Annotated in this window: 24 protein-coding genes and 2 pseudogenes; 9 read left to right on the top strand and 17 right to left on the bottom strand. The window is 59.4% G+C overall.

Annotated elements, in window-relative coordinates; genetic code table 11:
- Positions 1 to 10: 10 nt before the first annotated feature.
- From ABLV76_RS10585 to rppH, 8 genes are all read right to left on the bottom strand, one after another.
- On the bottom strand, positions 11 to 334 hold the full coding sequence (locus ABLV76_RS10585; RefSeq protein ID WP_004205450.1) for a prepilin-type N-terminal cleavage/methylation domain-containing protein: 324 nt from the start codon (positions 332 to 334) through the stop codon (positions 11 to 13).
- Positions 319 to 726, bottom strand: coding sequence for a DUF2509 family protein (locus tag ABLV76_RS10580; RefSeq protein ID WP_017899234.1), 408 nt, complete (start codon positions 724 to 726; stop codon positions 319 to 321). Before ABLV76_RS10580 ends, ABLV76_RS10585 begins: the two co-directional genes overlap by 16 nt.
- On the bottom strand, positions 723 to 1280 hold the full coding sequence (locus tag ABLV76_RS10575) for a prepilin peptidase-dependent protein (RefSeq protein ID WP_004205448.1): 558 nt from the start codon (positions 1278 to 1280) through the stop codon (positions 723 to 725). Before ABLV76_RS10575 ends, ABLV76_RS10580 begins: the two co-directional genes overlap by 4 nt.
- A complete protein-coding gene (locus ABLV76_RS10570) occupies positions 1277 to 1828 on the bottom strand; it encodes a prepilin peptidase-dependent protein (RefSeq protein ID WP_004205447.1) in 552 nt (183 codons plus the stop codon). The genes ABLV76_RS10575 and ABLV76_RS10570 overlap by 4 nt, the downstream gene beginning before the upstream one ends.
- Positions 1829 to 2017: 189 nt before the next feature.
- Positions 2018 to 2812: a thymidylate synthase gene (gene thyA, locus ABLV76_RS10565; protein WP_023319077.1), complete on the bottom strand. Its 795-nt coding sequence runs from the start codon at positions 2810 to 2812 to the stop codon at positions 2018 to 2020.
- Positions 2813 to 2818: 6 nt separating this feature from the next.
- Complete coding sequence (gene lgt, locus ABLV76_RS10560) at positions 2819 to 3694, bottom strand: prolipoprotein diacylglyceryl transferase (protein WP_064150842.1); 876 nt, start codon at positions 3692 to 3694, stop codon at positions 2819 to 2821.
- 243 nt (positions 3695 to 3937) lie between these two features.
- Positions 3938 to 6184, bottom strand: a complete 2247-nt coding sequence (ptsP, locus tag ABLV76_RS10555; RefSeq protein WP_004205444.1) for a phosphoenolpyruvate--protein phosphotransferase — start codon at positions 6182 to 6184, stop codon at positions 3938 to 3940.
- A gap of 12 nt (positions 6185 to 6196) precedes the next feature.
- Entirely contained in the window at positions 6197 to 6727 is a 531-nt protein-coding gene (gene rppH / locus ABLV76_RS10550; protein WP_004205443.1) for an RNA pyrophosphohydrolase, read from the bottom strand.
- A 453-nt stretch (positions 6728 to 7180) separates the two neighbouring features.
- Between rppH and ABLV76_RS10545 the strand changes: the two are divergent.
- The 5 genes and pseudogenes from ABLV76_RS10545 to ABLV76_RS10525 form a co-directional block, all read left to right on the top strand.
- Positions 7181 to 7321: pseudogene (locus ABLV76_RS10545) on the top strand (hypothetical protein); the annotation flags it as partial.
- 88 nt (positions 7322 to 7409) lie between these two features.
- Entirely contained in the window at positions 7410 to 8105 is a 696-nt protein-coding gene (gene mutH, locus ABLV76_RS10540) for a DNA mismatch repair endonuclease MutH (protein WP_023319078.1), read from the top strand.
- Between the two features lie 63 nt (positions 8106 to 8168).
- Positions 8169 to 8882, top strand: coding sequence for a TerC family protein (locus ABLV76_RS10535; RefSeq protein WP_004205441.1), 714 nt, complete (start codon positions 8169 to 8171; stop codon positions 8880 to 8882).
- Positions 8883 to 9005: 123 nt separating this feature from the next.
- Entirely contained in the window at positions 9006 to 9224 is a 219-nt protein-coding gene (locus ABLV76_RS10530; protein ID WP_002915974.1) for a YgdI/YgdR family lipoprotein, read from the top strand.
- 221 nt (positions 9225 to 9445) lie between these two features.
- Positions 9446 to 10486 (top strand): NADP(H)-dependent aldo-keto reductase, encoded by a 1041-nt coding sequence (locus ABLV76_RS10525; RefSeq protein WP_017899237.1) that lies wholly within the window; start codon positions 9446 to 9448, stop codon positions 10484 to 10486.
- 198 nt (positions 10487 to 10684) lie between these two features.
- On the opposite strand, the gene lplT is transcribed toward ABLV76_RS10525, so the two are convergent.
- The 3 genes and pseudogenes from lplT to ABLV76_RS10510 form a co-directional block, all read right to left on the bottom strand.
- On the bottom strand, positions 10685 to 11878 hold the full coding sequence (gene lplT / locus ABLV76_RS10520; RefSeq protein WP_023319080.1) for a lysophospholipid transporter LplT: 1194 nt from the start codon (positions 11876 to 11878) through the stop codon (positions 10685 to 10687).
- A complete protein-coding gene (aas, locus tag ABLV76_RS10515) occupies positions 11871 to 14030 on the bottom strand; it encodes a bifunctional acyl-ACP--phospholipid O-acyltransferase/long-chain-fatty-acid--ACP ligase (protein ID WP_004205437.1) in 2160 nt (719 codons plus the stop codon). The genes lplT and aas overlap by 8 nt, the downstream gene beginning before the upstream one ends.
- Before the next feature lie 262 nt (positions 14031 to 14292).
- Positions 14293 to 14557, bottom strand: a pseudogene (locus ABLV76_RS10510) (hypothetical protein).
- A 93-nt stretch (positions 14558 to 14650) separates the two neighbouring features.
- Here ABLV76_RS10510 and galR point away from each other — a divergent pair.
- Entirely contained in the window at positions 14651 to 15667 is a 1017-nt protein-coding gene (galR, locus tag ABLV76_RS10505) for an HTH-type transcriptional regulator GalR (protein ID WP_002915981.1), read from the top strand.
- On the opposite strand, the gene ABLV76_RS10500 is transcribed toward galR, so the two are convergent.
- The 4 genes from ABLV76_RS10500 to ABLV76_RS10485 all read right to left on the bottom strand — a co-directional run bounded on the left by ABLV76_RS10500 (position 15628) and on the right by ABLV76_RS10485 (position 19717).
- Positions 15628 to 16107, bottom strand: coding sequence for a GNAT family N-acetyltransferase (locus tag ABLV76_RS10500; RefSeq protein ID WP_017899241.1), 480 nt, complete (start codon positions 16105 to 16107; stop codon positions 15628 to 15630). The two genes, galR and ABLV76_RS10500, sit on opposite strands and share 40 nt — an antisense overlap.
- Positions 16104 to 16877, bottom strand: coding sequence for a GntR family transcriptional regulator (locus ABLV76_RS10495; RefSeq protein WP_004205433.1), 774 nt, complete (start codon positions 16875 to 16877; stop codon positions 16104 to 16106). Before ABLV76_RS10495 ends, ABLV76_RS10500 begins: the two co-directional genes overlap by 4 nt.
- 67 nt (positions 16878 to 16944) lie before the next feature.
- Positions 16945 to 18372 (bottom strand): glycoside hydrolase family 1 protein, encoded by a 1428-nt coding sequence (locus ABLV76_RS10490; protein WP_049004102.1) that lies wholly within the window; start codon positions 18370 to 18372, stop codon positions 16945 to 16947.
- A 7-nt stretch (positions 18373 to 18379) separates the two neighbouring features.
- Positions 18380 to 19717 (bottom strand): PTS transporter subunit EIIC, encoded by a 1338-nt coding sequence (locus ABLV76_RS10485; RefSeq protein ID WP_004205429.1) that lies wholly within the window; start codon positions 19715 to 19717, stop codon positions 18380 to 18382.
- A 299-nt stretch (positions 19718 to 20016) separates the two neighbouring features.
- Between ABLV76_RS10485 and ABLV76_RS10480 the strand changes: the two genes are divergently transcribed.
- Positions 20017 to 21018: a LacI family DNA-binding transcriptional regulator gene (locus ABLV76_RS10480; RefSeq protein WP_074384267.1), complete on the top strand. Its 1002-nt coding sequence runs from the start codon at positions 20017 to 20019 to the stop codon at positions 21016 to 21018.
- On the opposite strand, the gene lysA is transcribed toward ABLV76_RS10480, so the two are convergent.
- Positions 21011 to 22273, bottom strand: a complete 1263-nt coding sequence (gene lysA / locus ABLV76_RS10475) for a diaminopimelate decarboxylase (protein ID WP_004205426.1) — start codon at positions 22271 to 22273, stop codon at positions 21011 to 21013. The two genes, ABLV76_RS10480 and lysA, sit on opposite strands and share 8 nt — an antisense overlap.
- A 136-nt stretch (positions 22274 to 22409) precedes the next feature.
- Between lysA and ABLV76_RS10470 the strand changes: the two genes are divergently transcribed.
- On the top strand, positions 22410 to 23336 hold the full coding sequence (locus ABLV76_RS10470; RefSeq protein WP_049115755.1) for a LysR family transcriptional regulator: 927 nt from the start codon (positions 22410 to 22412) through the stop codon (positions 23334 to 23336).
- Here ABLV76_RS10470 and ABLV76_RS10465 read toward each other — a convergent pair.
- Entirely contained in the window at positions 23302 to 24015 is a 714-nt protein-coding gene (locus ABLV76_RS10465; RefSeq protein WP_004205421.1) for an aspartate/glutamate racemase, read from the bottom strand. The two genes, ABLV76_RS10470 and ABLV76_RS10465, sit on opposite strands and share 35 nt — an antisense overlap.
- 139 nt (positions 24016 to 24154) lie before the next feature.
- Here ABLV76_RS10465 and ABLV76_RS10460 point away from each other — a divergent pair, with 139 nt between their 5' ends.
- The gene (locus tag ABLV76_RS10460; protein ID WP_060656725.1) at positions 24155 to 24481 is read left to right on the top strand and encodes a cupin domain-containing protein; all 327 of its coding nucleotides are present in this window, start codon (positions 24155 to 24157) and stop codon (positions 24479 to 24481) included.
- Positions 24482 to 24853 lie beyond the last annotated feature (372 nt).

Genomic DNA, 24853 nt, shown 5'->3' with positions numbered 1-24853 from the left:
TTGCTCCTGACTACTGGCTGACCGGGCAATGCAGCCGGGTCATCTGCGCCCGCTTTGCAACGGGCATACTGATCGTTACCGTGATGCTGACACATCTTTGCGCCGATGTCTGCATACGGCTTACCTGTCCGCCTGCCGGCGGAGACGGCGCAGAGAGCTGACTATAGCGCCAGGCGTCGCGCCATAGCTGACGCGTCTTGTTCAGCTGGTGGACCCCTTGCGCCATTCCGCGCTGATAGCCGCCCAGCGCGGTGACCGTTAGCACCATCAGCGCCATCGCCAGAACGGTCTCCGGCAGGCTAAAACCCCGCTGGCGCTTCATGGCATTTGACATAGGCTCACCTCCCTGAGCGGGCAAAAATCGCTCCAGCCATGGGCGGAGAAATGCACTTGCCCGCCGCGCACCTCGCCGGACTGCCAGACCTGCACCTCGCCGCTGGCGCTGCTGAGCAGCAGCGAACCGTCGTCGAAGATGCGCAGACAGGCGCGCCAGCCCTGCTGCGCCTGCTCGCGGCAGGCCAGCGGCGCCTGCGCCGACCAGGCCTGCTGTTTTCCCCACTGTAGCGCCGAATGGGCCACCGCCGTATCGCGGATCGCCTGCGTTTCGCTGGTGGTTTGCGCCAGCAGCGCCCGCTGCTGCAGGTTAAGCCCCTCCAGGAGCAGGCTGCCGAGAGTCAGCAACAGGAGCACCATCAACAGCGACGACATTCCACGCTGGCGGATCACAGGTTATACCCCGTCACCCGCTGCTCCACCTCGGCCGCCAGACCCATCTGCCGGGCAGAGCGCGCTGCCAGCGTCACGCTCAGTTCCGGCGCGAAGCCCTCGGTCAGCCGATGCTGCACCGCAAAGCGCGTCACCACGATAGCGGCCGGATTGGTGATTTTCTCCCATCCGCTTCCGCGGCAGTCGCTGGCTCCGCGCAGAGTCTCCAGCGCGCCGTCGCGCAGGCGAAAGCCGGTGCTCTCCGCCGCTGCCGCGGGGGAGGTTTCCCATGTCCCATTGCTGTTCGCGTCCCAGCGCACAATCAGGCACTCGCCGTCGGCGGCGAGCTCCAGCCCGGCTCCGCCGCACACTCCCCGGCAGTATCCGGCGCGCTGCAGATGCTTCCCCACGGCATGCACCCGCTGCCACAATTCGTTCTCCAGGGCCAGCTGTTCGCCCTGACGCAGAATATGGCGCTGCAGAGCGGGTAGAAAGCGGCAGGCGCCGATCAGCAGCAGCGAGCCTATCGCCATGGCAATAAGCGCCTCCGCGAGGGAAAATCCGCGGCGGCTCACTGACATCCTCCTGCGCTGTCACTGCGGCATAAACGAATCCGCCCCCAGTGTGAAATCACAATGCTCCAGCTGCCGGCCTCGCTCTGCAGACGCAGATTCCCCGCCCAGGCGGTGCTGCGCAGGCCATAGAATCCCAGGCCAGGGGTGACGCCTGCCAGCGAGATCCCCGGCCAGCGCGGGCGCAGCGTTAAGGGCGACCCGGAGGCGCACGCCGGCCCCTCCCCCTGGGCACTCAGGCACCATCCCTCTTCATCCTGGCCGACGCGAAGCACGCGGTCCCGGTTGTAGGCGTTGGCGTCATCGCGCAGGAAAACCAGGAAATCCCGCACCTGAACGGCGGTTTGCCACAGTCGTTGCTGCTGCTGCCAGCGCTGCCAGCCGTACAGGCCGCCGACGCTGAGGATCATCATTAACGTCAGCGTCACCAGGGTTTCCATCAGGGTATAACCATGTTCTCTGTTCATGGCGCAGAGTATGCCGCTGCGGTTAGCCCTGGCGCGACGACGGAAAATGGCTTTCCCGGCCAGACACGCAAAAAAGGTTTGCATGACCAACAGCAGAACATTTTTTTGCGAGCCTCTTTCCAGCTTTCCCGCCCACCAACGCCTGCGGCCAGCGGGCGGGATGAAGCGTTCCTATCGTAATGGCAACGAGGGTAGCCCCCCTATTCAGGTGGTGAAAACGGCATAAAAAAACCGGCGCCATCAGACGCCGGTTGGTCATATCTGCAGAGGGGGTTAAATCGCCACCGGCGCTTTGATTCCCGGGTGCGGATCGTAACCTTCAATCTCGAAGTCTTCAAAGCGGTAGTCGAATATCGACGCCGGCTTGCGTTTGATGACCAGCTTCGGCAGCGGACGCGGTTCGCGGCTCAGCTGCAGATTGGTCTGCTCGAGATGGTTGCTGTACAGATGAGTGTCGCCACCGGTCCAGACGAAATCGCCGACCTGCAGATCGCACTGCTGCGCCACCATATGCACCAGCAGCGCGTAGCTGGCGATGTTGAACGGCAGGCCGAGGAATACGTCGCAGGAGCGCTGATACAGCTGGCAGGAGAGCTTGCCGTCAGCGACGTAGAACTGGAAGAAGGCGTGGCACGGCGCCAGGGCCATTTTATCCAGCTCGCCGACGTTCCACGCCGAGACGATGATCCGGCGGGAGTCCGGGTCGTTTTTCAGCTGGTCCATCACTGTGCTGATCTGGTCGATATGACGACCGTCCGGCGCAGGCCAGGAACGCCACTGTTTGCCGTAGACCGGTCCCAGGTCGCCATTTTCATCTGCCCACTCGTCCCAGATGGTGACGTTGTTGTCGTGCAGATAGGCGATGTTGGTGTCGCCCTGCAGGAACCACAGCAGTTCATGGATGATGGAGCGTAAATGACAGCGCTTGGTGGTCACCAGCGGGAAGCCTTCCTGCAGGTTAAAACGCATCTGATGGCCGAAAATAGAGATCGTGCCAGTGCCGGTGCGGTCATTTTTTGGCGTGCCCTCGGCGAGCACTTTCTGCATCAAATCAAGATACTGTTTCATGGTTCCTCAAGAATTCAGTTGCTGCGGACGGTGGCGGTAAGCCCAAACCATCATGATGATACCCGCAAGCACCATCGGGATCGAAAGAATCTGCCCCATGCTGATGTACTGCACCCAGCCGCCGGTGAACTGGGCGTCGGGCTGGCGGAAGAATTCCACGATAATGCGGAACAGGCCGTAGCCAATCAGGAACAGGCCGGAAACGGAACCGGTCGGGCGAGGTTTACGGATAAACAGGTTCAGGATCAGGAACAGCACCACGCCTTCCAGCGCCAGCTCGTACAGCTGCGACGCGTGGCGCGGCAGCGCGCCGTAGGTATCGAACAGCGATTGCCATTCCGGATGGCTCGGCAGCAGCGCCAGGTCTTCGGCACGGGAGCCCGGGAAAATCATCGTGTAGTGGAAGCTCGGGTCCACTCGGCCCCACAGCTCGCCGTTGATAAAGTTGCCCAGACGCCCGGCGCCAAGGCCAAACGGGATCAGCGGCGCGATAAAATCGGAGACCTGGAAGAAGGTGCGTTTGGTGCGTCTGGCGAAGATAATCATCACCAGGATCACGCCGATCAGGCCACCGTGGAACGACATGCCGCCGTCCCAGACGCGGAACAGATACAACGGATCGGCAAGAAATACCGGCAGGTTGTAGAACAGCACGTAACCGATACGGCCGCCCAGAAAGACGCCGAGGAAGCCCGCGTAAAGCAGGTTTTCCACTTCATTTTTCGTCCAGCCGCTGCCCGGACGATTCGCCCGACGGGTGGCCAGCCACATCGCAAAGACAAAGCCCACCAGGTACATCAAACCGTACCAGTGGAGGGAGACCGGGCCTAGAGAAAAAATGACCGGATCGAACTCCGGAAAATGCAGGTAGCCACTATTCATCTGTCACCATAAAGACTTGTTATTCCGCCGAAAGTGGACAGCGGTGATGATCCATGCCCGATTCAAACGGGCACGCCGAAGGAGGCGAATCATAGCATAAGCCAGGAGTGCGATCCGCGCCGGCGTGTAAAAGATATGTATACGGATGCTAACAGAAGCCGTTTCACCGGCTGTACTGTATTTTGCCGGATGGTGTGAACAGAGTATTCCCGGGTTACGGCTTACGCCTCACCCGGGCTATCGCTACCGCCCGCCGCGGATCAGGCCGCCGAGACCGCGACGCTCCATAAAGGCCGCCACCTGATGGCGCACCTCGGCAGTCATCTGGGCTTCGAGGCTGCGACGAGACAGCTCCTGCGCCTCTTCGATATCGATGCGGCGCAGCAGATATTTCACCCTCGCCACCGAGCGGCCGTTCATCGACAGGTGGCGATAACCGAGACCGACAAGGATCGTCACGCACATCGGGTCGCCTGCCATCTCGCCGCACAGTCGCAGATCGATGCCAAAGCGCTCCGCGTCATGAGCGATCATCGCCAGCGCCCGCAATACCGCAGGATGCAGGCTGTCATACATGCTGGCGACCCGGGTATTGTTACGGTCGACGGCCAGCAGGTACTGGGTCAGGTCGTTCGTTCCTACCGAGATAAAATCGATCCGGCTGGCCAGCTGCGGCAGCATAAAGACCATCGACGGCACCTCCAGCATCACCCCCAGACGCGGACGCGGGATGGCGTAGCCGATCATCTCTTCCACTTCCCGACTGGCGCGGTCGATCAGTCGGCGGGCCTCATCGACCTCTTCCAGACTGGTCACCATCGGCAGCAAAATGCTGAGGTTGCCGGTGGCGGCGTTGGCGCGCAGCATCGCCCGCACCTGGATCAAAAAGATCTCCGGCTGATCGAGGGTGATGCGGATCCCGCGCCAGCCGAGGCATGGGTTCTCTTCACTGATCGGCATGTACGGCAGCTGTTTATCCGCGCCGATGTCCAGGGTACGCAGGGTCACCGGTTTGCTGTTAAACATCTGCAGCATGCCCTGATACTGGGCGACCTGCTCCTCTTCAGAGGGGAAGCCGCTCTGCAGCATAAAGGGAATTTCGGTACGGTACAGACCAATGCCGTCCACAAAACTGCCGAGCTTCTCTTCGTGCTCCGGGCTTAAGCCGGCGTTGAGCATGACTTTTACCCGCTCGCCGCTTTTCAACTCCGACGCACGCTGGAGATCGTCCTCCGCCAGGCGGCTGAGCTCGTTCTCTTCACTGATAAGGCGCTGATATTCCTGTAACAGAACAGGTTCAGGATCCACCAGCAGCTCACCGCGATAGCCATCGACAATCAGCGTATGGCCATGCAACAGCGAGGGCTGAATATCGGCGCCCATCACCGTTGGGATGCCAAGGGCCCGCACCATAATGGCGGCATGGGAGTTGGCGGCGCCATCGCGCACTACCACGCCGGCCAGGCGATCCTGCGGCACTTCGGCGAGGGTGGTGGCCGACAGCTCGTCCGCCACGAGGATAATGCGCGCCGGCCAGGTGTTGGGGCCCTGAATACTGTCGTCGAGATGGAACAGCAGACGCTGACCCAGCGTGCGCAGGTCGCCGGCCCGCTCTTTCAGATAGCCGTCGCTCAGCGCGGCAAACTGTTCGGCGAACTTCTCAATGATCTTTTTGACCGCCCACTCGGCGACGGCGCCTTTGTCGACTTCGGCAAAGAGCTCGCGACGCAGGCGGGCGTCGGAGAGCAGGTGCGAATAGAGATCGAAGATCGCCGCCGTCTCTTTTTGCGCGCCGGCGGCGTAGCGTTTGCTGTAGCGACGAAACTCGTTGGCCGCTTCTTCCAGCGCGCCGGTCAGGCGTTCACGTTCCGAGGCGGTATCCAGCGTCGAGGCTTCATACACCTGTTCCATCAGCGGCAGGCTGACGTCCATCCAGCCCTCGGCGATCGCCACCCCGGAAGAGGCAGGCAGCGCGCGAATGCGCGTCTGACGATACTGGCCAAACAGGGCGTTCAGCTGGGACTGGGAGAGGATCGCCGCCATCTGGGTGGCGAGGGTGACGAGGAAAGACTCTTCGCTTTCATCAAACTGGCGCAGCTCACGCTGCTGGACCACCAGCACGCCCAACAGCTGGCGGCGCTGGATGATCGGCACGCCAAGGAAGGCGCGGAAGCGGTCCTCTTTGACGGCGGGGATATACTTGAAGCTGGGGTGTTTTTGCGCATCGGCGAGGTTGATGGGCTCCGCCAGGCGGCCAACCAGCCCCACCAGGCCTTCATCGAACGCCAGCGCAACGGTGCGCCCGCGAGGTTTTTTTAACCCGCGGGTGGCCATCAGGTAATAGCAGCGTCGGTCATTGTCAGCCAGGTAAACCGAGCAGACTTCCGTCTCCATCGCCTGGCAGACATCTGTCACCAGAATATCCAGCGCCTCGTTTAAACGCGGCGCACTCGCGACCTTCTCGACTATTTCTCGCAACCGAGTGAGCATAATGTGCGTGGCTTAACCTCTTTTACGTCGATAAGCAGGCGCGCTTTGCGGCTTAGGGGCGCTCTCCGCCAGCGACATGGTTACGCTGGCGAACTCTTTCATCACCCGGCGGTAGACGTCGCGTTTGAACGACACCACCTGACGAACCGGGTACCAGTAACTCACCCAGCGCCAGCCATCAAATTCAGGCGTGCTGCTGGTTTGCATATTGATGTCCGCGTCGTTACCGATCAACTGCAAAAGAAACCACTTTTGTTTCTGGCCGATACAAACCGGCTTTGTGTCCCAACGCACCAAACGTTTAGGCAACTTGTAACGCAGCCAGTTACGGGTTGAGGCCAGGATCCGCACATCTTTACGGCTTAACCCGACCTCTTCAAACAATTCCCGATACATCGCCTGCTCTGCGGATTCTCCTGGATTTATGCCCCCTTGCGGGAACTGCCACGAGTGCTGACCATAGCGTCGGGCCCACATGACCTGGCCCTGACGATTACAGATTACAATACCGACATTTGGGCGGTAGCCATCGTCATCAATCACCGGACTACCTCAAGATAAGCTTCAATGTGAATGATTGTTTCACACTCGTCGGAAACGGTAAACCACTCTGTTCGCACACTGAGAACGGATAACATTTGAATAACTCACAGTAATTGCCAGAGTTATAAACAGCGAAAGCGCCCGACGGCCGATTTTATTCACTTTTTCTGTGGATAGAGTTGTGAAGAAGTACGGAATTAACCCGGGAAAACCCGGAGTAATCTGAACATCGCACCGCTAACACCTTCTAATAATGATAGCATATTCATTGAGTTAGAATATATTCCTTTCACTTATTACAGCATAACGTGACGATCATCACACATACGATCCGCCGACTGATGAAAGATCGAACAATGTCGATTTTATCCACAGATTACGCGCAGGTCGCGGGCAGATTTTCTCTAAAAATTCGATTTTCGTCGCACGTCAAGGCTGTAAATCGAACCAGTAGTGGGGCTTTTCCCCAGTTATCCCACTTTTCTGTGGATAACATGGTGTAAGATCCTGTTTATTGTCAGTGACCAGTTCTGGAAAACCTGTTTTCATGGTTTTCACCTGCAGCGCAATGACCTTAAAAAGGCATATAAATCATGGGATTGGTATAGTTACTCAGAAAACGGTAAACTCTATCCACAACGCGCAAAATTAGCGCTCATTTTTTAGCCAAAGGTGTCACCCTATGCCCGCTATCGCTCCTCTCTCCTCTCCGCCGCAAAGTCAGGAACAGCTGTTGGCCCAGGCCCGACAGCTGGCCGGCTATACGCTGGGCGAGCTGGCGGCGCTGGCCGGGATCCCCATTCCCCGCGATCTGAAGCGTGATAAAGGCTGGACGGGCATCCTGCTGGAGCTGTGGCTGGGGGCCAGCGCGGGCAGTAAACCCGAACAGGATTTCGCCGCGCTGGGGGTGGAGCTCAAAACGATCCCTATCGACAGCCGGGGTCGTCCGCTGGAGACCACCTTTGTCTGCGTCGCTCCGTTAACCGGCAATAGCGGCGTCACCTGGGAGAGCAGCCATGTGCGGCATAAGCTGCAGCGCGTCCTGTGGATCCCGGTGGAAGGAGAGCGCACCATTCCTCTGGCGGCGCGACGCGTCGGCGCACCGCTGCTGTGGAGTCCGAACGAAGAAGAGGAGCGCCAGCTGCGCATGGACTGGGAAGAGCTGATGGATCTTATTGTCCTCGGTGAGGTGGAGCGCATTACCGCCCGCCACGGCGAGGTGCTGCAGTTAAGACCGAAAGCGGCCAACAGCAAGGCGTTGACCGAAGCCATCGGCGCCCGCGGGGAGACGATCCTCACCCTGCCGCGCGGTTTCTACCTGAAAAAGAATTTCACCGCCGCCCTGCTCGCCCGCCATTTCTTGTTACAACACGATTAATTTTTTGTTCTGCGTTGGGGCGTGCATATAATTGCTGCTTTCTATTTTGCAGGACTTTGAACAATGTTATTTGCATGGATAACCGATCCTAACGCCTGGCTGGCGCTGGGCACCTTGACGCTGCTGGAGATCGTGCTCGGGATCGATAATATTATTTTTCTCTCTCTGGTCGTGGCCAAGCTCCCCACCGCCCAGCGCGCTCACGCGCGACGGATCGGTTTAATGGGGGCGATGGTCATGCGCCTGGCGCTGCTGGCCTCTATCGCCTGGGTCGTTAAGCTGACCAACCCGCTCTTCACCGTCCTCGGTCAGGAGATTTCGTTTCGCGATCTGATCTTGCTGTTAGGCGGACTGTTCCTTATCTGGAAAGCCAGTAAAGAGATCCATGAGTCTATCGAAGGTGAAGAGGAGGGGCTGAAAACTAACGTTCACTCCTTCCTCGGCGCCATCGTGCAGATCATGCTGCTGGACATCATCTTTAGCCTCGACTCGGTGATCACCGCCGTCGGTCTGTCGGACCATCTGTTTATTATGATGGCGGCGGTCGTGATTGCGGTGGGGGTAATGATGTTCGCCGCACGACCTATCGGCGATTTCGTTGACCGTCATCCGTCGGTGAAAATGCTGGCGCTGTCGTTCCTGATCCTCGTCGGCTTTACCCTAATGCTGGAAAGTTTCGACGTCCATGTGCCGAAGGGATACATCTACTTCGCCATGTTCTTCTCTATTGCCGTTGAGAGTCTTAACCTGCTGCGCAATAAGAAAAACCCGCTGTAAACCACAAAATTGCAGCCTGGTCACAGGCTGCAACCCTTTTTCAGACTTTACTGCTTTTTATGTCTCACAAATCAGGCTATTAATAGACGGGTATGGGGTGCAGCTACTCAAGAGGTGATGACGATGAAAAAATGGGCAGTATTGATTTCCGCCGTAGGACTGGCGTTCTCGGTTTCCGGTTGCAGCAGCGATTACGTCATGGCGACCAAAGATGGGCGCATGATCCTGACCGACGGTAAACCTACCGTGGATGACGATACCGGTCTTATCAGCTACGAAGATCAGCAGGGTAATAAAATGCAGATCAATCGTGACGACGTTTCGCAAATCATTAAGCGTTAATTTTTCCCCGTCGGCCCCAGCCTCTGTTGACGCTGCGCTTACCGACAACCAGCCTTCTGAGAAGAGTCGGGACACACCAGGACACCGCGGGTTCCACCCACCGCCCCTCCTCGTCACCCGGCTTTTTTGATTTTTTTACTTCCTCTTTTTCTCACCCTCTGCCATGTTGATACTCCTTTGTCGGGGAATGCCTGACCTTATAAATAAAAAGGAAGCTGGCTATGCAGTATCACCGTATCCCACACAGTTCACTTGAAATCAGCACCCTCGGGCTGGGAACTATGACCTTTGGCGAGCAGAACAGCGAGGCCGATGCCCATCAGCAGCTCGATTACGCAGTCGCCAACGGCATCAATCTGATCGATGTCGCCGAAATGTACCCTGTCCCGCCGCGCCCGGAAACTCAGGGGCTAACTGAAACCTACGTCGGCAACTGGCTGGCGAAACGCGGCAATCGCGAAAAGCTGGTGCTCGCCTCGAAGGTCAGCGGGCCCGCGCGCAATAACGACAGCAGTATTCGACCAAACCACGTCCTGGACCGGAAAAATATCCGCGAGGCGCTGCACGCCAGCCTGAAGCGTCTGCAGACCGATTATCTCGACCTGTACCAGGTACACTGGCCGCAGCGCCCCACCAACTGCTTTGGCAAACTGGGCTACACCTGGGCCGACGCCGCCCCTGCGGTGACGCTGCTGGATACCCTCGAAGCGCTGACCGAGTTCCAGCGCGCCGGCAAGATCCGCTACATCGGCGTATCGAATGAAACCGCCTTCGGCGTGATGCGTTATCTGCACCTGGCGGATAAGCACGACCTGCCGCGGATCGTGACGATTCAGAATCCTTACAGCCTGCTGAACCGCAGCTTTGAAGTCGGCCTCGCGGAAGTGAGTCAGTTCGAAGGCGTGGAGCTGCTGGCCTACTCCTGCCTGGCTTTCGGCACCCTGACCGGGAAGTACCTCAACGGCGCGAAGCCGGCGGGGGCGCGCAATACGCTGTTCAGCCGCTTTACGCGCTACAGCGGCGAGCAGTCGCAGAAAGCGGTGGCGGCCTATGTGGATATCGCCCGACGTCACGGCCTCGATCCGGCGCAAATGGCGCTGGCCTTTGTGCGTCGGCAGCGGTTTGTCGCCAGCACCCTGCTGGGGGCGACGACCATGGCGCAGCTGCAGGCCAACGTGGAAAGTTTGCAGCTTGAGCTGAGCGAAGAGGTATTAGCGGAGATTGAAGCGGTGCATCAGGTTTATACCTACCCGGCACCGTAGCACGACCTGTCGACGCCAGCTTCTGGCGTCGCGTTGTTGCCCGGTGGCGGCTACGCCTTACCGGGCCTACGCTACCCAGGGCGGGTAGCCGCCTCAGTAGCCGCGGTAGCCCGGGTCAGGCGCAAGCCGCAACCCGGGGGTTTCTCTCTGCCGCGCGCCTGGCAGGGGCGACGATTTCAAGTCAACCGCGACGAGAAGTTATTTACGCCGCCCCCAGACCCACAGCGCGGCGATGGCCACAGCAAACACCGCGCCAAAGCCTATTCCCACAGCGACCGGCGGCACGCCCACACTCACCGCCAGAGAATAGAGCCCCAGCATCAGCAGCATCGCCACGTTTTCGCCCAGGTTCTGTACCGCAATGGCGTTACCCGCCCCGACCGAATGTTTCCCGCGCTCCTGCAGCAGCGCGTTCAACGGCACGATAAAGAAGCCGCCGAACACCCCGAGCAGCAGCAACAGACCGAACGCCGGCAGCAGCGACTGCTGCACGGCAAAGGCTATCACCGCGATACCGATCAAAATCCCGGCCGGCATACAGCGCGACACTGTCTCCAGGGTCACCAGCTTCGCCGCCGCCCCGGCTCCCAGTACAATCCCCACCGCCACCATCGCATTAAGATAGGTAGGCATGGCGTTGCTGGTAATGCCCAGCGCCACCGGCACCCAGATCACCAGCAGGAAGCGCAGGGTCACGCCAGCGCCCCAGAACAGGCTGGTGCCCATCAGCGAAAAGCGGGTTTCGCCGTTGCGCCACAGCGTGCGGCAGGCGCTGAAGAAGCTGTGCGTCATCGGCTTGAAACGCCATGACTGCCCCGGACGCGCCGCCGGCAGCCTGGGTATCCACAGGTTAGCCACCACCGCCCCACCGTAGACCAGCGCGCAGACGATCAGCGCCGCCAGCACGTGCCAGTCGGCGAGGATCCCGCCGGCCATGGAGCCCAGCAGGATCGCCGCGATGGTCGAGGACTCCATCAGTCCGTTAGCCTTCACTAACTTATCGCCGGTGGTCAGTTCGCCGAGAATGCCATACTTGGCCGGCGAATAGGCGGCGGCGCCAATCCCCACCAGCGTATAGCCGATAAACGGATTCACGCCGAAGCAGATACAGCCGGCGCCAAGCAGCTTCAGGCCGTTGGCCACCATCATTACCCGGCCTTTGGCAAAGCTGTCGGCGAACTGGCCGACAAAGGGGGCAAAAAGGATGTAAGCGCCCACAAACAACATCTGCAGGACCGGCTGGCTCCACTCCGGATAATAGAGCTGCTTCATCAGCGCCAGGGTGGCGAAGAGAAGCGCATTGTCGCCGAAGGCCGACAGGAACTGGGCGCAGATCACCGCCATCATCCCTTTCGAATACAGCGACGGGTTAGTATGCACTGACTCACTCATGGGTTGTTTCCGCCTCGTCGACCATATTTTTCAGGGTGACATAGTCTGGCTTGCCGCTGCCGAGCACCGGCAGCTGTTTCAGCCAGCGTATATCGCGCGGCACCGCCAGCTCCGGTACGCCGTGCTGGCGAGCGTAGCGCAGCAGGGCTTCGCGAGTCAGTTCATTATCGGTGGTAAACAGCACCAGCGCCTCGCCTTTGCTGGCGTCCTGTTTAATCGCCGTGGCGTGCATTTTGTCCGGCGACGCGCCGAGGGCCACCTGCTCCACCATCTCAAGAGAGATCATTTCGCCAGCGATTTTGGCGAAGCGCTTCGCACGGCCCTGGATGCGGACATAGCCCTGCTCATCGAAAGTCACGATATCGCCGGTGTCATACCAGCCCGCTTCCTTTTCGCCGTGTTGATTTTCCGCCGTCGGCGCTTCCAGCACCCCGGGATTTTCCACCCGCAGGTAGCCTTTCATAATGTTCGGCCCTTTCAGCTGCAGTCGTCCCCCCTGCTCAATGCCAGGCATCGCCAGCAGGCGGGCGTCCATCCCCGGCAGAATCCGCCCCACGGTGCCGACCTTCGCCGCCATGGGCACGTTGATCGAGACCACCGGGGCGCACTCGGTCACACCGTAGCCTTCGAGAATACGTAGGCCGAATTTATCCTGCCACAGCTGTTTGGTGCTCTCCTGCAGCTTCTCCGCCCCGGCGACCACGTAGCGGAGACGATAGAAATCATAGGGGTTAGCGAAGCGAGCATAGTTGGCGAGGAAGGTTGAGGTGCCGAACAGCACCGTGCAGTTGCGATCGTAGACCAGCTCAGGCACCACGCGATAGTGCAGCGGGCTGGGATAGAGAAACACCTCCGCGCCGGTAAGCAGCGGCGTCAGCAGGCCGACAGTGAGGCCAAAAGAGTGGAACAGCGGCAGCGCCGACATAAAGCGGTCGTTAGCGGTAAAGTCGGCGATGGTTTTGATCTGCTCGACGTTGGCCAGCAGGCTTTTATGGCTGTGCACCACCCCTTTCGGGTTGCCCTCCGAGCCGGAGGTGAAGAGGATCATCGCCGCGTCTTCCGGCTGCTGCTTAACCTGCGCCAGACGCGGCGCCAGCAGATGGCCGAAAATCCACAGTTTGTCTGCGGGGGTGATATCGCCTTTGAGATCTTCCAGGAACACCCAACGCACCTGGGTCAACTGCTCCGGCAGGTGCCAGAGCTTGCCTTTATCGAGGAAGGTGCGCGAGGTAAAAATGGTCTTGAGTTCCGCGGCGGCGATGGCGCTGCTGAGTCCTTTCACCCCGGCGGTATAGTTCATCATCGCCGGAATGCGCCCGCGGGCGATCGCGCCGAAAATCACCGCTGCGCTGATGCCGGCGTTGGGTAGCATCAGGCCTATCTTCTCGCCCTGCTGACTGTATTTTTCCAGAATGCGGGCGACAAACAGGGTTTTGGTCAGCAGCTTGCGATAGGTATCCGGCTGGAAGTTGATATCCTCCACGCAGGGTTTGCGCGCGCCGAAGCGGTCTTGCGCCGCCAGCAGCGACTCATACAGGGTTTCCCGCGGGCGCACCGCCATCCGGGCCTCCATCATGATCTGATGCAGCATTTCCCCGGCGATTTTGCGCCGGTCGCGGGCGCGCGGCGCCTCGGGCATCGGCAGATGGGTAGGCGGCAGCAGGTGCAGCTGAATCCGCGGGAACAGGCGACGCTTTACCAGCCCCTTCAGCCGGCTGAAGGGCGTCAGTTCAGCGCCTTCAATGCGCAGCGGCACGATGGTCGCCTGCGATTTGGCGGCGACAAAGGCGGCGCCGTCATAAATTTTCATCAGCGAGCCGCTGACCGAGATTCGCCCTTCCGGGAAGATGACCACCGGCCGCCCCTGTTCGATCAGGCGCACCAGATGTTTGATCGACATCGGCTTGGTCGGGTCCAGCGGCACAAAATCGATAATCGGCGTCAGCGCGCGCATAAACCAGCGCTGGCTGATTGAGGTATAGACGGCAAAAACCGGTCGGACCGGCAAAAACAACGCCAGCAGAATGCCGTCGAGGAAAGAGACGTGGTTCGGGGTAATTAAGACTTTTTGCTGGTGCAAAGCCTGCGTGTCGCCGGTCAGTCTGACCCGGTATAACCCCTTGAACAGCAGTCTGAAAAATCCCAATAGCATAACAACTCCATGTGACCGGTGATGAGTCAAAGCAGGTTACACGAGAAGGCGTGGGAAAGCAGTGCGGCGGGGGGATTTTCAGAATAAAAAAAACCTGCGCATCCGCGCAGGCTGGTGTAAGACGTCCAGTACGAAGAGCGTACCTGAGAAACTCACCTATCAATACCTCTGGGATCTCGATTGTCGCGTTTTTCGCCCGCTTCGGGCCAGCGGGAAAACGCAAGTGAGTGAGCCTAAGTGCAACCAGTTATTACGATTTTCGCTATCTGTAACAACGCCGGCGACGGGCAAAAAAAAACCTGCGCATCTGCGCAGGCTGGTGTAAGTAAAGTGGTCAACTTGACGTTGACTCCACCTATCAATACCTCTGGGAGAGCCAGAATATCAACCTGCTCGGCGGACAAACCAGCGAACATTCGCAACAGCGCATCGCAAAGTGTAAGCAAAGGTTTGTATTTCCCCGAGCCGGTTTCAATTACTGATAGCGTCAATGTAAACAGGTCACCGATAAGCCCGCTCTGAATCACATTTGCGCCATTCCTTCGCCGCCGCGCCTTGAATCTGCCGCTCTTTCCCGTAACATAGCAGTATGTAAACGCTTACCCTATAAAAGGCATGGTATGGCGACAATTAAGGATGTAGCCCGACTCGCAGGAGTCTCCGTCGCTACCGTCTCCCGCGTCATCAACAACTCTCCCAAAGCCAGCGAAGCCTCGCGTCAGTCCGTGGGCGCGGCGATGGAAACCCTCAACTATCACCCCAACGCGAACGCCCGGGCGCTGGCCCAGCAGTCCACGGAAACCGTCGGCCTGGTGGTGGGCGATGTCTCCGACCCCTTCTTCGGCGCGATGGTCAAAGCCGTCGAACAGGTAGCCTACCGCACCGGCAATTTTTTGCTGATTGGCAATGGCTACCACAACGTGCAAAAGGAGCGCCAGGCGATAGAGCAGCTGATCCGCCACCGCTGCGCGGCGCTGGTGGTGCACGCCAAAATGATCCCCGATGAGGAACTCGCCGGGCTGATGAAACAGATCCCCGGCATGGTGCTGATCAACCGCATCCTGCCCGGATATGAAACCCGCTGCGTGGCGCTGGACGATCGCTACGGCGCCTGGCTGGCGACCCGTCATCTGATCCAGCAGGGGCACACGCGTATCGGCTATCTGTGCTCAAACCACGATATCTCTGATGCGGAAGATCGCCTGCAGGGGTACTACGCGGCGCTGGAGGAGAGCGGCCTGCCGTGCAACGACCGGCTGGTCACGTTTGCCGAGCCGGATGAAAGCGGCGGCGAACAGGCGATGACCGAACTGCTTGGCCGCGGCCGCCACTTTAGCGCCGTCGCCTGCTATAACGACTCGATGGCCGCCGGCGCGATGGGGGTGCTGAACGACAACGGTATCGACGTCCCGCGGGAAATTTCGCTGATCGGCTTCGACGATGTCCTGATTTCGCGCTATGTCCGCCCGCGGCTGACCACTGTCCGTTACCCGATCGTCACAATGGCGACCCAGGCGGCCGAGCTGGCCTTAGCCCTGGCGGAGCAGCGCCCGGCGCCGGAGATCACCCACCTGTTCAGCCCGACGCTGGTGCGCCGTCATTCGGTGGTGGCCCCGCAGGAAGGCGATAAGTCGTAGCGATAGAGATGCACGGCGGTGGCCGGGTAATCCAGCCCCTCGCCGATGTAACGCCAGCCGAAGCGTTCATAAAAATCGCGGCAGGTGGAGTAGAGATAAAGCTCCTGATAGCCCGCGCGGCGGGCATAATCGATCACATGCCGCTGCAGCTGTCCGGCCAGCCCCTGACCGCGAGCGGCGGGCGCGACGTACAGCGCCGCCAGCCAGGGAAACAGATCCTGGCGGCTTATCAAATCGCAGCGCCAGAGGCCAATCGTTCCGAGCAGTTGCTCCCCTTCCACGGCAATAAAGGTCAGCGGTAGCGCCTCCGCCGTCTGGCTATGCTGCACAATGCTGGCGAAAAATTCCCGCGGCAGCGCCTCGCCGCCAAAGGCCTGCCACAGCCAGTCGGTCACCTGCCGGGCGAACTGCGGCGCGGCGTACAGCGGCAGGATCGTCATACCAGCTTCCCCTGAAAAATCGGCACCGAATCGAACAGATAGCCGTCAAAGTCCGGGGCGTCTTCATCGGACAGCTCCAGCAGACTGTTTTTGACGTTTTCCAGATGCTGCCACATCGCCTGCCAGGCGCCCATCACATCGCGACGCCGCAGCGCGGCGAGCAGCGTCTGCCGGTCGCCGAGCCACTTCAGCCGCCAGGCGCGGCTGGCAATATGCACATTGAACTGCTGCCACAGCGGGCTGCTGTCCATCTGCAGCCAGATCCGCTCCACCGTCGCCAACAGCATCTGGTTCTGCGTCGCCCCGGCCAGCACCAGATGGAACAGGCGGGCGTTATCCTGGGCGGTGTCGTTGAGGGCGATAGCCCGCTGCTCCTGCTCGATAATCCGCTTCAGATTGTCGATATCGGCGCGGGTGGCCATTTTCGCGGCAAAGGCGGCGATATTGCTCTCCAGCAGCTGGCGCGCCTGGAGAATTTCAAACGGACCGACGTCGCTGCTGAGCAACTGCTCTTCTTCGCTGTCGTTTTCATGCGGGATACGCATGACGTACACCCCGGATCCCTGACGGATATCCACCGTCCCCTGCAGCTCCAGCATCAGCAGCGCTTCGCGCACAATGGTCCGGCTGACGCCATAGGTTTCGGCAATATGGCGTTCCGGCGGCAAACGCGACCCGACCGGGTAGCGCCCCTGCGCAATCTGGGCGCGCAGGTCATCACCAATCTCCTGATAGGGCTTCTTTTCCGGCGGAATTATCGCTTTTTCCACAAAATCACCTGTGCGTTACATGCCTGCGAGTCGAATACGCCGCTATCTTAGCAAAGATTGCTCCCGGCTAGCGGTATTCATCGTCGATATCCAGCACCAGCTCACGCCGTTCGCCGAGCTGACGAAACCAGTGCGCCGAAGCTTTGGGCCGCCGGGCGCGATGGTTTTGCAGATCGATTTCGATTAGCCCGTAGCGGTTTTTAAAGGCGTTCATCGGCGACACGTTGTCGGTAAACGCCCACAGCATATAGCCCTGGCAGTTGGCCCCTGCCTCGCGGGCGCGCAGGGTGTGCCAGAGATGTTCGCTGATAAAACGAATGCGGTAGCTGTCATCGATGACGCCTTCGCGGTTACGGAACTGGCCTTCGTTTTCCACCCCCATCCCGCTCTCGGCCACGAACCACGGGATGTTGCGATAGTCATTTTTGATCCGCATCGCCATATCAAAGATGATTTGCGGGTAGATTTCCCAGCCGCGGGAGGCGTTCATCCGCCGGCCGGGCAGCTCAAACGGCTCATAATACCAGGCTGGATGGAACGGGGTATGCGGATGCCAGGCCCGCGACGGGGCTTTGACCCGGTGCGGATAGTAAAGGTTAATCCCCAGCTCATCGACGGTGTGCTCGCGGATAATCGCCAGCTCCTCCGCGCTGGCCTCCCACGTCACCTGATGCTGCTCAAGCAGCGCGAGAAGCGCCGGCGGCCAGACCCCGTGCACCAGCGGGTCGAGAAACATACGGTTGTAGAACAGATCGTAGATCTCCGCCGCGCGCAGGTCATGCGGGGCGCGGGAGCGTGGGTAGGTCACCTCCGGATTGAGGATGCAGCCAACGGTCCCGGGATAGCCGAGTTCGCGAAATCGCTTCACCACGCAGGCGGTCGCCAGCACCTTATGGTAGTTCCACTGCATCCAGGTGCTGGTGTTCTGCTCATAGGGCCAGCGCAGGGCATCCAGATAGACCCGGGTCTGCACCACGATCGGCTCATTAAAGGTAAACCAGCGGGTTACCTTCAGGTGGTAGCGGGCAAAGACCTGCTCCGCGTAGCGCACAAACAGCTCAACCACTTTTTTCGACCCCCAGCCGCCATACTTTTCCAGCAGATAGCCCGGTAATTCGTAATGCTCAAGGCAGATCATCGGCGTAATGCCGTTGGCCAGTAGCGCATCGAACAGCTGGTCGTAATAGGCCGCATACTCCTCATCCACCGTGACGTTTTCATAGTCGATCAGAAAGCGCGACCAGTTGATCGAGGTGCGGTAGTGGGTCAGCCCGGCCAGCTTCATCAGCTGCACGTCTTCCTGAAAGCGGTTAATAAAATCGGTAGCCACCGCTGGGCCATAGCCGTTATGCCAGACGTGGCGGTCGTTTTTGTACCAGAGATCGGGCCAGGAGTCCTGCCCCGGTTTTTTCCCGCTCCAGCCCTCGGTCTGCCAGGCGGAAGCCGCCGCGCCAAGGATAAAATCATCGGGAATGGTCATCCGTACGGTAGTCATAGGCTCCTCAGACAGGGTTGGCGGTCTGTTGATTGTCGGCCTGACGCTGTGCGGCATCGGCACGGCGGGAGGCAATTTTGACGAAAGGCAGATAGATAAGCACCGCGACGACGATGCAGATAAGCTGGGTCACCACCGCTCCCATCGAGCCGGCGGTGGACAGCCAGGCGTTGATCAGCGGCGGCGTGGTCCAGGGCACCATCACCACCGCCTTGCCGGCGAAGCCGGTCAGGGTGGCGAAATAGCCGATGCTGCCGGTCACCAGCGGGGTGATGATAAACGGGATGGCGAGGATCGGGTTGAGCATGATCGGCATCCCGAAGATCACCGGCTCGTTAATATTGAACAGCCCCGGGCCTATCGACAGCTTGGCGATCTCTTTCATCTCTTTGCGCCTGGTGGCGATCATCACCGCAATCAGCAGGCCGATGGTCAGCCCCGAGCCGCCGATGCTCATGTAAACATCCCAGAAGGGCATCGTGATGATGTTCGGTACCTCTTTCCCCTGCTCAAAGGCGCTCATATTGACGGTGATCGCCCCCAGCAGCAGCGGCTCGCGGATCGGCTTGATCATCTGGTTGCCGTGAATACCGATCACCCAGAACAGCTGGGCGACGAACATCAGCAGCAGGATCCCCGGCAGGCTCTGCACCACCCGCTCCAGCGGCTGCTGCACCACCTGGTAGACCGCATCGTAGAGATACATTCCCGTCAGCTGGTGGAAGAGAAAACCAAAGGTGGCGATCGCGGTGGTGGTGATGATCGCCGGGATCAGCGCGGAAAAAGAGGCAGAAACGTTCGGCGGCACGGTATCCGGCATCTTGATCTTCAGCCCCTTGCGCCCCTCCAGCCAGCAGTAAATCTCGACCGACAGAATGGCGATGAACATTCCGAGGAACAGACTACGGGTATCGGAGAACTGACGCAGCAGGACATCTTTCACCACGTGCATCTGGCCATCGACCATCATCTCCACCGTGGTCGGCGTGACGCAGATAAAGCAGATCACCGCCAGCAGGCCGGGAAACAGGCTTTTGATGCCGTTGATCCGCCCCAGCTCAATGCCGATCAGAAACACGGCGCCGATATTGAGGAAGTTGAGCGTGGCGTAGTTCAGCGCGCTGGTGATCGGCTTCAGAGCCGCGAGAAAGGAGAGTGAGGAAAAGCTGGCGAGCCCATTCTTCGGATCCAGCACCATATTGGAGATCAGCACCGAAAAGGCCCCGACGATGATCACCGGCATCAGGGTAATAAACGCCGATTTGATCGCCATAATGTAGCGATAGCTGTTGAATGTCGTCGCGAAACGCCCCAGCGCGTCGATCAGTTTGTCCTGTAATGCCATAAAAGAGTACCTCAGAGTAAAGGGCTTATTGCGGCCAGGTGGACAGCCAGTGACTTTTGGCATACCAAAACATAGTCGCCAGGCAAAAATTGTTCTGTGACAGCGCTCGCAACCCGCTTCGTGGTATCCCAAATATCGATAAAAACAGCCATTGGCATACCAGATAACGCCGGTTGGTCAGTTCCTGCTAAAAGCGTGATCGCGATGGTTTTTCCGCCCCGCCCCGTCGATATGTCCCTTTTCGGTCTGTGATAAACTGCGCCTTACCACGTGAAATCAGGAATCGATAAATGGCTACAATGCTGGATGTCTCAATTCGCGCAGGCGTCTCGAAAGCGACGGTTTCCCGCGTGTTGAACGGCACAGGTCAGGTGAAAGAGAGCACCCGCCAACAGGTCTTTAAAGCGATGGAAGAGCTGGGCTACCGGCCGAATTTCCTTGCCCGCTCGCTGGCCAATCAGACCAGCAACAGTATCGGGCTGGTTGTCTCCACCTTTGACGGCTTCTACTTTGGCCGTCTGCTGCAGCAGGCGTCACGCCAGACAGAAGCCTGGGGAAAACAGCTTATCGTCACCGACGGCCATGATACGCCGGAGCGCGAAGAGGAAGCGGTGCAGATGCTCGCCGACCGGCAGTGCGATGCGATCATCCTCTATACCCGGCATATGAGCGAGAAGGCGATCATGTCGCTGATTAACTCGATCGCCATGCCGCTGGTGGTGATTAACCGTGATGTGGCGCAGGCCCGCGAACGCTGCGTGTTTTTCGAACAGCAGGAAGCCGCCTTCCAGGCCATGGAGTATCTGATTACCCAGGGCCACCGCGATATCGCCTGCATCACCGTCCCGATGCACACCCCCACCGGCCAGGCGCGCCTGCAGGGCTATCGCAACGCGCTGATAAAACATGGTATTGAATGGGATCCGAGCCGGGTGAAATACGGGGACTCGACGATGACCCGCGGCTACGAGCTGTGCCGGGAACTGCTGGACGAGAAAGCCCGCTTCAGCGCGCTGTTTTCCTGTAACGATGATATGGCGCTGGGGGCCTCAAAGGCGCTGCATCAGGCGGGGCTGCGTATTCCGCAGGATGTGTCGCTGTTTGGCTTCGACGATGCGCCAAGCGCGAAATGGCTGGAGCCGGGGCTGTCGACGGTCTATCTGCCCATCGACAACATGATCACCACGGCTATCGATCAGGCGATCAAGCTTGCTAATCAGCAGCCGATCGAAACGATCCCGCCGTTCACCGGCACGCTGGTGTTGCGCGAGTCGGTAACGACGGGACCTTTTTTTAAATAAGCTCTAAGGCCAGCAGCTCCTGGATGGTCTGGCGACGACGGATCAGCCGCGCCTTGCCGCCATCAAACAGCACCTCCGGCAGCAACGGACGGCTGTTATAGTTGGATGACATCGAGGCCCCGTAGGCGCCCGTGTCATGGAGCACCAGATAATCCCCTGGGGCCACCGCAGGCAGCAGACGGGTCTCGACTTTACCCCCTTCCTGCTGGGTAAAGACGTCTCCGGACTCGCACAGCGGCCCGGCCACCACGGTCTCCACCTGCGGCGCGGCGCTGAGATCGCGCCCATCCGCCGCCAGAGCGGTGATATGGTGATAGCTGCCGTACATCGCCGGGCGCATCAGGTCGTTAAAGCCGGCGTCAATCAGCACGAAGTGGCGGCTGCCCATCTCTTTCACGCTGCGCACCTGCGACACCAGCACGCCGGACTCGGCCACCAGGAAGCGTCCGGGTTCAATCTCCAGTTTCACCGGGTGCCCCAGATGGGTGGCGATCTGCTCCCGGGCGCGGTTCCACAGGCCGTAATAGTGGGCGGTGTCGATGGCCTCTTCACCCTCGCGGTAAGGAATAGACAGGCCGCCGCCGGCGGAGATGGCCTGCAGATCCTGGCCAAAGTCGACAACCTGGCGCACCATCGCGCCGCACACCTGCTCCAGGTGACCGTAGTCGACGCCAGAGCCGATATGCATATGGATCCCCACCAGCTGCAGCTGATAACGACGCATCACTTCCAGCGCCGCCGGCAGATGGCTGTACCAGATGCCATGCTTGCTGTTCTCACCGCCGGTATTGGTTTTCTGGCTGTGGCCGTGGCCAAAGCCCGGGTTGACGCGCAGCCAGACGCGATGGCCCGGCGACACCTCCCCCAGCTGGCTTAGCATGTCGATCGAACCGGCGTTCACCGGGATCTGTAACGCCTTGACGCGATCGAGGGTGGCGTCGTCGATCAGATCGGCGGTGAAGACAATATCCTCTGGATTCTGCTGCGGATCGTAGCCTGCCGCCAGCGCACGCTCGATCTCCCCCAGCGACACCGAGTCCACCTTCACCCCCTGCTCACGCATCAGACGCAGAATATGGATGTTAGAGCAGGCTTTTTGCGCAAAACGCACCACGTCAAACTGGCTGAGCTGGGCAATCTGGCGGCGAATAATCTGCGCATCATAGACCCAGACCGGGCAGCCAAATTCCGCCGGCAGGCGCAGCAGGTTGTCCGCGGTTAGATCGGTATCAGTGGCGTAAAGAGAATGTGGCATAAAAACTCCGGTGCAGTGCGTGTGTTGGTCGCTGTTTTTTCTGATTACGCCACAGTGCCTGACTAATAAAAAATATCGTTTTATCGCGACTCTATGCAAAAATGATATGGTTACAGCCGAGCCTCAGGGAGACCGCATGCCAGCCGTCAATTTGCGCCATATCGAAATCTTTCACGCGGTGATGACCACCGGCAACCTGACCGAAGCCGCGAGGATGCTGCACACCTCGCAACCCACCGTCAGCCGCGAGCTGGCGCGCTTTGAGAAGGTGCTCGGCCTTCAGCTGTTTGAGCGGACCCGCGGTCGCCTGCAGCCAACCGTGCAGGGCCTGCGCCTGTTTGAGGAGGTTCAGCGTTCCTGGTACGGCCTGGACCGCATCGTCAGCGCCGCCGAGAGCCTGCGCGAGTTTCGCCAGGGCGAGCTGTCGATCGCCTGCCTGCCGGTGTTTTCCCAGTCCTTTCTGCCGCTGCTGTTGCCGCCGTTTCTCGCCCGCTACCCGGAGGTCAGCCTGCAGATCGTCCCTCAGGAGTCGCCGCTGCTGGAGGAGTGGCTCTCCGCCCAGCGCCATGACCTTGGCCTGACGGAGACCTTGCATACCCCGGCGGGCACCGAACGCACGCCGCTGCTGACGCTGAATGAAGTCTGCGTGCTGCCTGCCGGCCATCCGCTGGCGGCGCAGACGACGCTGACCCCCGCCGATTTTCAGGGCGAAAACTACATCAGCCTGTCGCGCACCGACAGCTATCGCCAGCTGCTCGACGCCCTGTTCATAGAGCATCAGGTTAAACGGCGGATGGTGGTCGAAACCCACAGCGCGGCCTCGATCTGCGCTATGGTACGCGCCGGCGCCGGGATCTCGGTGGTTAACCCGCTGACCGCCCTGGACTATGCCGATAGCGGCGTGGTGGTGCGCCGCTTCAGCGTTGAGGTGCCGTTTACCGTCAGCCTGATCCGCCCGCTCCATCGCCCGCGCTCGGCGCTGGTCGATGCCTTCGTGACGCACCTGCAGCAGAGTCTGCCGCAGATCCTCACGCCGCTGGCGTCGGTCCTGCAGAGAGCATAAAGTTGACCGCGTCTTCCGCATGGATCGCCGCGGTGTCAAAGACCGGCAGCGGGCTGAGCTCGGCAGGCACCAGCAGGCCTATCTCCGTACAGCCGAAAATAACCCCTTCCGCTCCCTGCTCCGCCAGGGCGGCGATCGTCTGCAGATAATAGTCCCGCGATGCCTCGCTGAAGGTGCCGAGACAGAGCTCGTCGAAGATGATCTGATTGATCCGCGCCCGATCGTCGGCCTCGGGGATCAGCGTCTCGATGGCAAACTGCTCCTGCAGACGACCGCGGTAAAAGGTCTGCTCCATGGTATAGCGGGTGCCCAGCAGCGCGACCCGCCGCTGGCCTTTGGCGGCAATCGCCCGCCCGGTGGCATCGGCGATATGCAGAAAGGGAACCTGGCAGCGGGCGGCGATGGCATCCGCTACCTTGTGCATAGTGTTGGTGCACAGAACAATGCCCTCGGCACCCGCCTGCTGGAGCCCGACCGCGGCTTCCGCAAGGATCGCCCCGGCGCGATCCCAGTCGCCGGCGGACTGACAGGCTTCAATGTCGTGAAAATCGACGCTGTGCAACACCAGGCTGGCGGAGTGCAGCCCGCCCAGTCGCGCCTTCACGCCTTCATTAATCAGGCGATAGTAAGGGATCGTTGACTCCCAGCTCATGCCGCCTAACAGGCCAATGGTTTTCATCTTCTGCTCCTTATGTCGTTTCTGCCAGTGAAACAAACTTGTGATCAACTTTCCACTTCTCTGGCCGCGTATTTCTTTTTCATGAAGAGTGGGATAAGTTAAGTGAAACAATGTTTCATTTTAACAACAGGATCGCCCGATGTTTATTTTCCATAAAGACACCACCCTTGAAGACCTCGGCAATGGCGTAACCCGCCGCATTCTGGCCCACGACGGCAAAATGATGGCCGTAGAGGTGAATTTTGCCGCCGGCGCCGTCGGCCCGCTGCATAACCATCCTCACGAACAGCTCACCTATGTGCTCTCGGGCGAGTTCGAGTTCACTATCGGCGAGGAGACGCGCGTCGTCAGCGCTGGCGATACGCTGTATAAGCAGCCGGGGATCATGCACGGCTGCGTCTGTTTGCAGCCCGGCACGCTGCTCGACACCTTTACCCCGATCCGCGAAGATTTTCTCGCACGCTGATGAAAAACGGGGGCGATCGCCGCCCCCGATTCAGGTTTCACAGCACGCGCTAAAAAAGATGCCGCCCCAATCATTATCCTGGTAATAATATTTCCCGCTCAGTTCAGACTGATTGTTCCTTGTTTTCAAGCTCCCTCAGATCCTTAAAGTGCTTACCACCTCACCTTTTTGAAACATCGTTTCGACTTTGATCACATTTCCATCCAGATCTGCATGACGCGGAAATAAATCGCAATAAAATGAAATTAAAACGGTGTTTTATAAAAAACAGATCAGCATAAAAAAGAGCCTGACGGCCCCTCCATGTTGGGCCAGATAAAACTTAAGCCATTCATTAACAAGGATATGTTAACCAGAGGAAACGTTCAGACT

Origin of the sequence: Klebsiella sp. GB_Kp047, assembly GCF_040065235.1 — a bacterium.
GTDB lineage: Bacteria > Pseudomonadota > Gammaproteobacteria > Enterobacterales > Enterobacteriaceae > Klebsiella > Klebsiella quasipneumoniae.
Note: the sequence above shows the minus strand (reverse complement) of the source record. Positions and strands in the feature narration are given on the sequence as shown.

Excerpts from the sequence above, each read along its gene's own strand:
- ABLV76_RS10585 (WP_004205450.1), bottom strand. The coding sequence starts at position 334 with ATGTCAAATGCCATGAAGCGCCAGCGGGGTTTTAGCCTGCCGGAGACC.
- ABLV76_RS10570 (WP_004205447.1), bottom strand. The coding sequence starts at position 1,828 with ATGCAAACCTTTTTTGCGTGTCTGGCCGGGAAAGCCATTTTCCGTCGT.
- thyA (WP_023319077.1), bottom strand. The coding sequence starts at position 2,812 with ATGAAACAGTATCTTGATTTGATGCAGAAAGTGCTCGCCGAGGGCACG.
- lgt (WP_064150842.1), bottom strand. The coding sequence starts at position 3,694 with ATGAATAGTGGCTACCTGCATTTTCCGGAGTTCGATCCGGTCATTTTT.
- ptsP (WP_004205444.1), bottom strand. The coding sequence starts at position 6,184 with ATGCTCACTCGGTTGCGAGAAATAGTCGAGAAGGTCGCGAGTGCGCCG.
- mutH (WP_023319078.1), top strand. The coding sequence starts at position 7,410 with ATGCCCGCTATCGCTCCTCTCTCCTCTCCGCCGCAAAGTCAGGAACAG.
- ABLV76_RS10535 (WP_004205441.1), top strand. The coding sequence starts at position 8,169 with ATGTTATTTGCATGGATAACCGATCCTAACGCCTGGCTGGCGCTGGGC.
- ABLV76_RS10530 (WP_002915974.1), top strand. The coding sequence starts at position 9,006 with ATGAAAAAATGGGCAGTATTGATTTCCGCCGTAGGACTGGCGTTCTCG.
- ABLV76_RS10525 (WP_017899237.1), top strand. The coding sequence starts at position 9,446 with ATGCAGTATCACCGTATCCCACACAGTTCACTTGAAATCAGCACCCTC.
- lplT (WP_023319080.1), bottom strand. The coding sequence starts at position 11,878 with ATGAGTGAGTCAGTGCATACTAACCCGTCGCTGTATTCGAAAGGGATG.
- aas (WP_004205437.1), bottom strand. The coding sequence starts at position 14,030 with ATGCTATTGGGATTTTTCAGACTGCTGTTCAAGGGGTTATACCGGGTC.
- galR (WP_002915981.1), top strand. The coding sequence starts at position 14,651 with ATGGCGACAATTAAGGATGTAGCCCGACTCGCAGGAGTCTCCGTCGCT.
- ABLV76_RS10500 (WP_017899241.1), bottom strand. The coding sequence starts at position 16,107 with ATGACGATCCTGCCGCTGTACGCCGCGCCGCAGTTCGCCCGGCAGGTG.
- ABLV76_RS10490 (WP_049004102.1), bottom strand. The coding sequence starts at position 18,372 with ATGACTACCGTACGGATGACCATTCCCGATGATTTTATCCTTGGCGCG.
- ABLV76_RS10485 (WP_004205429.1), bottom strand. The coding sequence starts at position 19,717 with ATGGCATTACAGGACAAACTGATCGACGCGCTGGGGCGTTTCGCGACG.
- ABLV76_RS10480 (WP_074384267.1), top strand. The coding sequence starts at position 20,017 with ATGCTGGATGTCTCAATTCGCGCAGGCGTCTCGAAAGCGACGGTTTCC.
- lysA (WP_004205426.1), bottom strand. The coding sequence starts at position 22,273 with ATGCCACATTCTCTTTACGCCACTGATACCGATCTAACCGCGGACAAC.
- ABLV76_RS10470 (WP_049115755.1), top strand. The coding sequence starts at position 22,410 with ATGCCAGCCGTCAATTTGCGCCATATCGAAATCTTTCACGCGGTGATG.
- ABLV76_RS10465 (WP_004205421.1), bottom strand. The coding sequence starts at position 24,015 with ATGAAAACCATTGGCCTGTTAGGCGGCATGAGCTGGGAGTCAACGATC.
- ABLV76_RS10460 (WP_060656725.1), top strand. The coding sequence starts at position 24,155 with ATGTTTATTTTCCATAAAGACACCACCCTTGAAGACCTCGGCAATGGC.